This is a genomic window from Planctomycetota bacterium (assembly GCA_035384565.1).
Taxonomy (GTDB): Bacteria; Planctomycetota; PUPC01; order DSUN01; family DSUN01; genus DAOOIT01.
This window is the reverse complement of the sequence record DAOOIT010000128.1, coordinates 1-7960: the sequence shown is the minus strand read 5'-3', so window position 1 is coordinate 7960 and position 7960 is coordinate 1. Positions and strand designations below refer to the sequence as shown.

Here is a 7960-nt window from a genome sequence, read left to right as displayed (position 1 = left end):
CGCGGGGCGGTCTTGTTCCCAGGGCGTTGCCCTGGGCTATCCTATCTCGCTCCTTTGGAGCTCCCGCAGCCACCCACAATTCCGGCCCGCACCCGCGGGGGCTTCACTTGCGCGTGAGCAGGATGCGGATGAAGACGGGGCCGCCAATGAGCGCCGTGACGATGCCGACGGGCATCTCGGCGGGGGCGACGATGACGCGCGCCAGGGCATCGCAGGCGATCAGGAAGGCGCCGCCCACCAGGAACGAAGCGGGCAGGACGATGCGGTGGTCGAAGCCCGAGAGGCGGCGCACCGCGTGCGGCACGATGAGGCCCACGAAGCCGATCGGCCCCGCCACCGACACCACCGCCGCCGTGGCCAGCCCCGCGCCCAGGAACACCTCGCGCTGCACCGCGGCCACGTCCACCCCGTGCCCCGCCGCCATCTCGTCGCCGAGCGACAGATGGTTCAGCGACGGCACCTGCAAGGCGAGCAGCCCGAGGCCGGGGAGCAGAAACGGCGCCACGCCCGCCACCTCGCGATAGCCGAAGATGTCCAGCCCCCCCATCACCCAGCGCTCCATGGCCACCAGGATGGTGGGCTTGGCGAGGAAACGCACGAGCATGATGAGCGCGCCGCACAGGATGCCGATCGTCACGCCGGCCAGCAGCAGCGTGCTCATCGAGATGCCGTGCGGGCGGCGGGCGAGGGCGTAGATGAGCGCGAGCGCGGCGCCGCAGCCGGCCAGCGAGAAGAGCTGGAGCGAGGAGAGCGGCCCCAGCGTCAGGGCCAGCCCGGGCGTCCAGAAGGCGACGGCCGCGCCCAGCGCGCCGCCGCTCGCCACCCCCAGCGTGTATGGCTCGGCCAGGGGGTTGCGCAGGATCACCTGGAAGGCCGCGCCCACGGCGGCCAGCGTGCCGCCGGCCACGAAGCCGAGGATCACGCGCGGCACGCGCAGGCTCCAGAAGATCGCCGGCGTCGTGGCTGCGCTGCCCACGAACGGCGCGGCGCAGGCGATGGCGAGGCAGGGCGCCAGGTAGGCGAGGAGAATCCAGGAGCAGCGGCGAGGGCTAAGCATGCTCGATTTCCGAATCCCGATTGCCGGTCTCGAGGCGCGCGCCGGCGTTCTCCGCCTCCACGGCGGGCAGGACGACGGGCCGGCCCGTGGCCGGGTGCCGGCTCAGCAGCACGTCCTCCCCGTAGGTGGCGCGGAGCACGTCGGCCCGCAGCACCGTCTCGGGCGGGCCGTGCTCGACGAGCCGCCCGCCGCGCAGGAGCGCCACGCGGTCGCAGTAGAGCGAGGCGAGGTTGACGTCGTGAGTCACCACGGCTACACCGATGCCCTGGCGCACAAGCCGGCGCACGAGGCCGAAGAAGCGCACCTGGTGGTGGATGTCCAGAGCGGCCGTCGGCTCGTCGAGGAGCAGCACCCGCGGCTCCTGCGCCAGCACCGAGGCGAGGAAGACGCGCTGGCGCTCGCCGCCCGAGAGGTGCGAGAGCGGGCGCTGGCGGTGCGCGGCGATCTCGGCCTCGGCGAGGCAGCGGTCCACCACGGCCTGGTCGCCCGCCGTGAGGAAGCCGGCTCCCGACAGGTGCGGGAACCGCCCCAGGGCCACCACCTCCTCGACCGTGTAGTCGAAGTCGCTGCGCACCTGCTGCGGCAGATAGCCCAGGGAACGGGCGATCTCGCGGCGCGACAGGCGGCCCAGGTCGCGCCCGCCGAGCAGCACGCGGCCCGAGCCGGGCGTCAGCACCCCCGCGGCCAACCGCAGCAGGGTGCTCTTGCCCGAGCCGTTGGGTCCGATGATCGCCAGCAGCTCCCCCGCCCCGATGGCCAGGCACACCCCCTCGAGGCGCCAGTCGGAGGCGGGATAGCGGTAGGCGATGGCGTCGAGCTGGAGCCGCGGGGGGTCGCTCATTCGGTTCCCGCCTCTGGGTGCAGAATCTCGGCCAGGCGGCGGGCCACGTGGGTCACGCGCGGGCCGGGGATGAGCAGCGTGTCGTCGGTGAGAATGTGGATGCGCCCGTCGCGCACGGCGGGCACCGTGGCCATCGCCTGCCAGTCGGCCAGGAGCTGGCGTCGGGCTTCGTCGGACAGCTCTTCGCCCGGGTGGAGGTCCAGGATGACTTCGGGCGCGCGGCGGAGGAGTTCCTCCTTCGACACGGGCGGGTAGGCCAGCTCGACGTCGCCGAGCACGTTGTGGCCGCCGGCGATTTCGAGAAGCCCGCTGAGGAGGCTGGCGCCGTGCGCGGTCGAGAGCCCGCGCAGGGTGCCCGGGCTGTGGTTCATGCACAGGAACACGCGGGGCCGGGGCCTGCCCGCCACGCGGTGGGCCACGGTGGCCAGGTCCAGATCAATCCGCGCGGCCAGGCGCTCGGCCTCGGCCGCGCAGCCCACGAGGCGGCCCAGCTCGCGCACGCCGGCGCGCAGGGTGGGCAGCGTGTCGGTGTTCATGTGCAGGATGCGGATGCCGTGCTCGCGGCCGAATGCCTCAACCTTGTCGGCCTTGCCCTGGACGATCAGGAGGTCGGGCCGCAGGGCGAGGATGCGTTCGAGGCCGGGATTGGTCTCGCCGCCGATGCGGGGCAGGCGTGTGGCCTCGGGCGGGTGCCGGCACCAGTCGCCCACGGCGGCCACGCGCCCGCCGGCGCCGAGGGCGAAGAGGAACTCGACCGCGCTGGGGGGAATGGCCACGATGCGCTGCGGCGGCGCGGGAGCCGCCTGTGGCCCGGGCTCGACGCCGGGCGCGCTCGCCACGCCCCGGCTGCCCCACTGCTGGAGCGCCACGGAGATGCCCAGCCCGGCGAGGAAGAGCACGCCTGCCACGCTGAACCGCTTGCCGGTCGTCATGTGCTCTGCTTCGCGCGAGAGGGGGCCGGGGTCACTCGGTCTTCGGAGGCGCGGCCGGGACCTCCTGCACCTTGGGCTTCGTCTGCTCTTTGAAGAGCTCGATGGCCTTCTTCATTTCCGCCACAAACTTGGCCGGGGGCAGATAGCCCACCACGCGGTGCAGTTCCTTGCCGTCCGGATCGGTGAAGACCACGGTCGGGAAGCCTTCGACTTTGAACTTCTCGCCGTTCTTCCTGTCCTTCTCGGGGTTCAGCTTGATGCCCACGAGGTCCTTGGCCAGCATGGCCTTCACCTGCGCGGTCGAGAACACGTCGGCATCCAGCCTCTTGCACCAGCCGCACCAGTCGGTGTAGAGGTCCACCAGGGTCGGCAGGTTCTTCTCCTTCGCTCTCCGCATACCCGCCTCGAACGAGGGCGCCCAGAGGACCTCGCCGGCCGAGGCGAGGCCCCAGAGTGCCATGGCCGCCAGAAGAGTCCTGCTTCTCATCGCATGGTCTCCTTGCGCACCCGTCCCTCCATCTCCCGCTCCCACACCTGATGCTACCGCGCCGAACGCGGCGTGTCAAGGCATAAGGGATGCGCGCCCTTGCGCGGCAAGCCTTGTTCCGCTACTATCGAAGGGCATCGAACGAACGCACTGACAAGTGGGTTACTGAGGAGCGGTGAGATGAACTGTCCACGCGATGGCGCGGCGCTGGCCCGGGTGAAGCTGTTGGGGCTGGACCTCGACAAGTGCCACCAGTGCGACGGCATCTGGCTCGACCGCGGCGAACTCGAGCGCCTGCGCGACGCCAAGGTCAGCGGGGTGGAGGAGGCGCTCGAGAAGAAGTACGGGAACCCCCAGGTGCAGGACGGCGCGGTGAGCGCCCACATGCGCTGCCCGCGCTGCAAGGACGCGCGCCTCCTGCGCTACACGTACACCTACCTCAACCCGGTCTCCATTGACCGCTGCGAGCGCTGCCACGGCGTGTGGGTGGATGATGGCGAACTCGACGCGATCCTCGGCGAGAAGCAGAAGCTGGACGAGATGAAGGACCCTGGCCCGCTCCGCGCCTTCGCGCGCGCGCTGGGCAGGCTGGTCGGCCGCAAGGAAGCCTGAGTAATTGCTGTTGCAGAAGGTCCCAGAATGGGAAACGCCCGCGCCAAGCGGAGCCGCGAGCGTCCCGCTTGCGGCTTTCGTCGGCCCCTCGACACGCGGGACGCTTGTCTACGACAATCCGCAATATAAGCTCCCAGGCCACGTGCGCAGCGTGCCACGCGACACGTCGGGATCATGTTGACAAAACGGATGGCCATGGGTTACAATAGAGCTTGAGATGTTGTGAATGTGGGTAACGCATGCTTACAATAGGGCGCTCCCATGGCACAGGCTCAGACCAAGGCGATCCGCTCATTCATCATCTCCAACGTTGCTGAGCATCCCCGCGACATCGCTCGAGTCACCGCGGAGCGCTTCGACATCACCAGGCAGTCCGTCGCTCGGCATCTGCGGGACCTCGTTGGCAGAGGCATTCTGGAGGCAATAGGACGCACGCGCAGCCGCGTCTACCGGCTTAAGGAACTTGTGTGCCTGAGCCGCGCGTTCCCCATCGCCCCCGGTGTGAGCGAGGACCGCGTGTGGCGTGAGCAGGTGGCACCTGCGCTCACGTCGGCGCCGGCCGAGGCCGTAGCGGTTTTGCCGGGGAATGTGCTGGCTATATGCCAGCACGGCTTCTCAGAGATTTTCAACAATGCGCTCGAGCACTCTGAGGGAACAACGTGCCATGTTACAGTGACGCTGGCTGGGGATGCCGTGGGCATCGCGATCTGGGACAACGGCGTGGGCATCTTCCGCAAGATCAAGGAGAAGCTCGGGCTCGACGACGAGCGCCACGCAATCCTGGAACTCGCCAAGGGCAAGCTCACGACCGATCCACACGGCCACACGGGGGAGGGCATTTTCTTCACGATCCGGATGTTCGATGAGTTCTCGATCCTCTCAGGCGGGCTGTTCTTCGGCCACATGGAGCCGGACGACGATTGGCTGCTGGAGAGTCGAGGAAGCGACGGGGGAACACTCGTCAGCATGACCATCAGCACGCGCTCGACGCGAACGATCAAAGAGGTGTTCGATCGCTTCGCCAGGGACCCGGCAGGCTACGACTTTTCGCGAACGCATGTCCCCGTCGAACTCCTTCGCTATGGGCAGGAGAATCTCATCTCGCGTTCGCAGGCTCGCCGGCTTGTTGCGCGGTTCGGCAGGTTCCGGGAGGTGATGCTCGACTTCCGGGGTGTGCCGATGATCGGCCAAGCGTTTGCCGATGAGATCTTCAGGGTGTTCCACCGAGAGCAGCCGGCAGTGCATCTTGTGTGGAGTAACACCACCCCCGACGTGGAAGCAATGATTCACAGAGCGCTGAGCGCGTATGAGGAGGAAAGGGCCGCAACCAGCCCTCCCGCTTCGCAGTAGCCCGTTGGGAACTCTCGTCCCCCGCGCCGCGTCCAACAACACGGGCTGAACCCCTGCCGTCCCGGCACCCAGAAGGAGAGAAGCAGATGAAGGCGACAAGAGCAGCGGGCTGCGTGGCGTTTGTGCTTGCCGTGTTTGGACTTGCGGCGCAGGACGCCGCGGCCTGCCGCGTGGTCCCGTCGCCCATGCCCATCGTGCGGCCCGAGATGCCGCCCCGCCAGGCCCTCGAGACCCGCTCGCACACGGCCGACATCACGATCAAGGGCGCGGTGGCCCAGGTGGCCGTCAATGCCGTCTTCTACAACCCCAACCCCTATGTGATGGAAGGCACTTACTTCTTCCCCCTCGAGGCCAACGCGTCGGTGGACAACTTCGAGATGGACATCAACGGGAAGATGGTGAAGGGCGAGCTGCTCGACGCGGACAAGGCCCGCGGCATCTACGAGGGCATCGTGCGCCAGATGAAGGACCCCGGCCTGCTGGAGTTCATGGGCACCAAGATGCTCAAGTGCCGCGTGTATCCGATGAACCCGAACTCCGAGACCAAGGTGAAGCTCACCTATTCGCTGGCGCTGAGGGCCGAGGGCGGCCTCTACGAGTTCACCTACCCCTTCCGCTCGGCCAGGCCCGAGGCGGGCACCATCGGCGCCGTGGCCCTGCGCGTGAAGGTCGAGCAGCCCGACGGCATCAAGACCGTCTACTCGCCCAGCCACCAGGTGGACGTGAAACGCGCGAGCGACCGCGAGGCGACTCTTGGCTTCGAGGGCGCCAAGGTGGACCCCGAGCGGGACTTCAAGCTCTACTTCAGCACATCGAAGAACGACGTCGGCGTGGCCGTGATCACCCACAAGCCGGCGGGCGAGGACGGCTACTTCCTGCTCACGGTGACGCCCAGCGTGGAGGAGAAGGCGGGCGAGGCGCAGCCGAAGAGCATCGTGTTCGTGGCCGACACGTCGGGCTCGATGGCGGGCGAGAAGATCGAGCAGGCCAAGGGCGCGCTGCGCTTCTGCGTGAACAGCCTGAAGCCGGCCGACCATTTCGCCCTGATCACCTTCGCCACCGAGCCGGTCGCCTTCCGCGAAGCCCTCATCCCGGCCACGAAGGAGAACGTCCAGGCCGCCCTCGAGTTCATTGACAAGATCGAGGCCCGCGGCGGCACGGCCATCTACGACGCTCTCACGCTGGCCCTCAAGTTGATCAAGGGCGCGAAGGGCCTGCCCATGATCGCCTTCATGACGGACGGTTTGCCTACGATCGGCGAGACGAACATCGAGGCGATCCTCAAGGCCGTCGCCGCCGGCAACGCCGAGAAGGCGCGCCTCTTCGTCTTCGGCGTCGGCTACGACGTCAACACCGAACTCCTCGACCGCCTGGCCGGCGACAACCGCGGCGCGTCCGACTACGTGACGCCCAAGGAGAACATCGAGGTCAAGGTGTCCAACTTCTACGCCAAGGTGGCCAACCCCGTGCTCTCGGACCTGAAGCTCGAGATCCCCGGACTGAAGACGGCCGATGTGTATCCCAAGGCGCTGCCCGACCTCTTCCGCGGCACGCAGCTCGTGCTGCTCGGGCGGTTCCAGGGCGGCGGGGCCAAGGCCATCAAGCTCTCAGGCACCGTGGCGGGGAAGCCGCAGGAGTTCGTCTATGAAACCACCTTCGCCGAGACGGCCGAGAACGGCTTCCTGCCCCGCCTGTGGGCGGTGCGCAAGGTGGCCTATCTCCTCGACGAAATCCGCCTGCGCGGCAAGAACAAGGAGCTCGAGGACGAGATTGTGAAGCTGGGCAAGCAGTACGGCATCGTGACGCCCTACACTTCGTTCCTGGTGGTGGAGGACGGCGCGCGGCCGCAGCTCGCCACCCGGTTGCGCGAGGCGGGCGACCGATTGGGCGCAGAACACGAGGGCCGTGGCGCGGTCGAGCGCGCCAAACAACTCGCCGACGCCAAGAGCGGCGCGGCGCCGGCCCCCGCCGGCGGCCGCCAGGGCGGCGGCGAGCTCTATGGCTTCGCCGCCGACGAGGCGAAGGACATGGAACTCGACAAGGCCGTCGCGAAGACCATCGTGAACATCGGCGACAAGACCTTTTACCGGCGGGCAGATGGCTTCCTGGTGGACAGCCTGTACGACGAGGCGAGGCACAAGGACAAGCTCATCGAGGTGAAGCCCTTCAGCGACGAGTACTTCGCCCTGGTGAACAAGCACCCGTCGGTGGGCCGCTACCTGGCCGAGAAGGAGGCGGTGATCATCGTGATCGAGGGCCAGGCCTACAAGATCGCCAAGCCGATCTGAGCATCCCGCGCGCGGCCAGGGCGGCTCTGTGAGGAGCCGCCCTGCCATGCATCCCATCGAGAGCTGTCATCGTCCGGCGGCAGGGTGGTTGTTTCTGGCTCCTGCGGGCTTGGCGATCCTGGTTCGACTGGCCTGGCGCAGGGCGTGGGCATACCTGCTCTGCGCGGACCGGGCGGCTCTTCGGGAGGGCTGTGCCGAGAACCCCAACCTCCCGCGGGTTTGGAGCCCGCGGGAGGTTCGTGACTCCCGCGTCAATTCCTCCGCGAAGACGAAGAGGCCGCGGAGCGGCCAAGAGGCACGTCCCCACGCAGAGCGTAGGGACGAGAAAGGGGAGCAGGGCGTGGGGACGAGAGAAAGGAGCAGAGCATAAGGACGAGGGAAGCCACCTACGAT

At 68.2% G+C, this 7960-nt stretch carries 7 protein-coding genes; 3 read left to right on the top strand and 4 right to left on the bottom strand.

Annotated elements, in window-relative coordinates; genetic code table 11:
- Positions 1 to 103: 103 nt before the first annotated feature.
- The 4 genes from PLE19_23455 to PLE19_23440 are packed head-to-tail and all read right to left on the bottom strand — an operon-like array spanning position 104 to position 3317.
- On the bottom strand, positions 104 to 1057 hold the full coding sequence (locus PLE19_23455) for an iron ABC transporter permease (protein ID HPD17906.1): 954 nt from the start codon (positions 1055 to 1057) through the stop codon (positions 104 to 106).
- A complete protein-coding gene (locus tag PLE19_23450; protein ID HPD17905.1) occupies positions 1050 to 1898 on the bottom strand; it encodes an ABC transporter ATP-binding protein in 849 nt (282 codons plus the stop codon). Before PLE19_23450 ends, PLE19_23455 begins: the two co-directional genes overlap by 8 nt.
- Complete coding sequence (locus PLE19_23445; GenBank protein HPD17904.1) at positions 1895 to 2830, bottom strand: helical backbone metal receptor; 936 nt, start codon at positions 2828 to 2830, stop codon at positions 1895 to 1897. Before PLE19_23445 ends, PLE19_23450 begins: the two co-directional genes overlap by 4 nt.
- 31 nt (positions 2831 to 2861) lie before the next feature.
- Positions 2862 to 3317, bottom strand: coding sequence for a thioredoxin fold domain-containing protein (locus PLE19_23440; GenBank protein HPD17903.1), 456 nt, complete (start codon positions 3315 to 3317; stop codon positions 2862 to 2864).
- A gap of 180 nt (positions 3318 to 3497) precedes the next feature.
- Between PLE19_23440 and PLE19_23435 the strand changes: the two genes are divergently transcribed.
- The 3 genes from PLE19_23435 to PLE19_23425 all read left to right on the top strand — a co-directional run bounded on the left by PLE19_23435 (position 3498) and on the right by PLE19_23425 (position 7567).
- On the top strand, positions 3498 to 3929 hold the full coding sequence (locus PLE19_23435) for a zf-TFIIB domain-containing protein (GenBank protein HPD17902.1): 432 nt from the start codon (positions 3498 to 3500) through the stop codon (positions 3927 to 3929).
- A gap of 261 nt (positions 3930 to 4190) precedes the next feature.
- The gene (locus PLE19_23430; protein HPD17901.1) at positions 4191 to 5279 is read left to right on the top strand and encodes a DUF4325 domain-containing protein; all 1089 of its coding nucleotides are present in this window, start codon (positions 4191 to 4193) and stop codon (positions 5277 to 5279) included.
- Positions 5280 to 5365: 86 nt separating this feature from the next.
- Positions 5366 to 7567 (top strand): VIT domain-containing protein, encoded by a 2202-nt coding sequence (locus PLE19_23425; protein ID HPD17900.1) that lies wholly within the window; start codon positions 5366 to 5368, stop codon positions 7565 to 7567.
- The last annotated feature ends 393 nt before the right edge of the window (positions 7568 to 7960 follow it).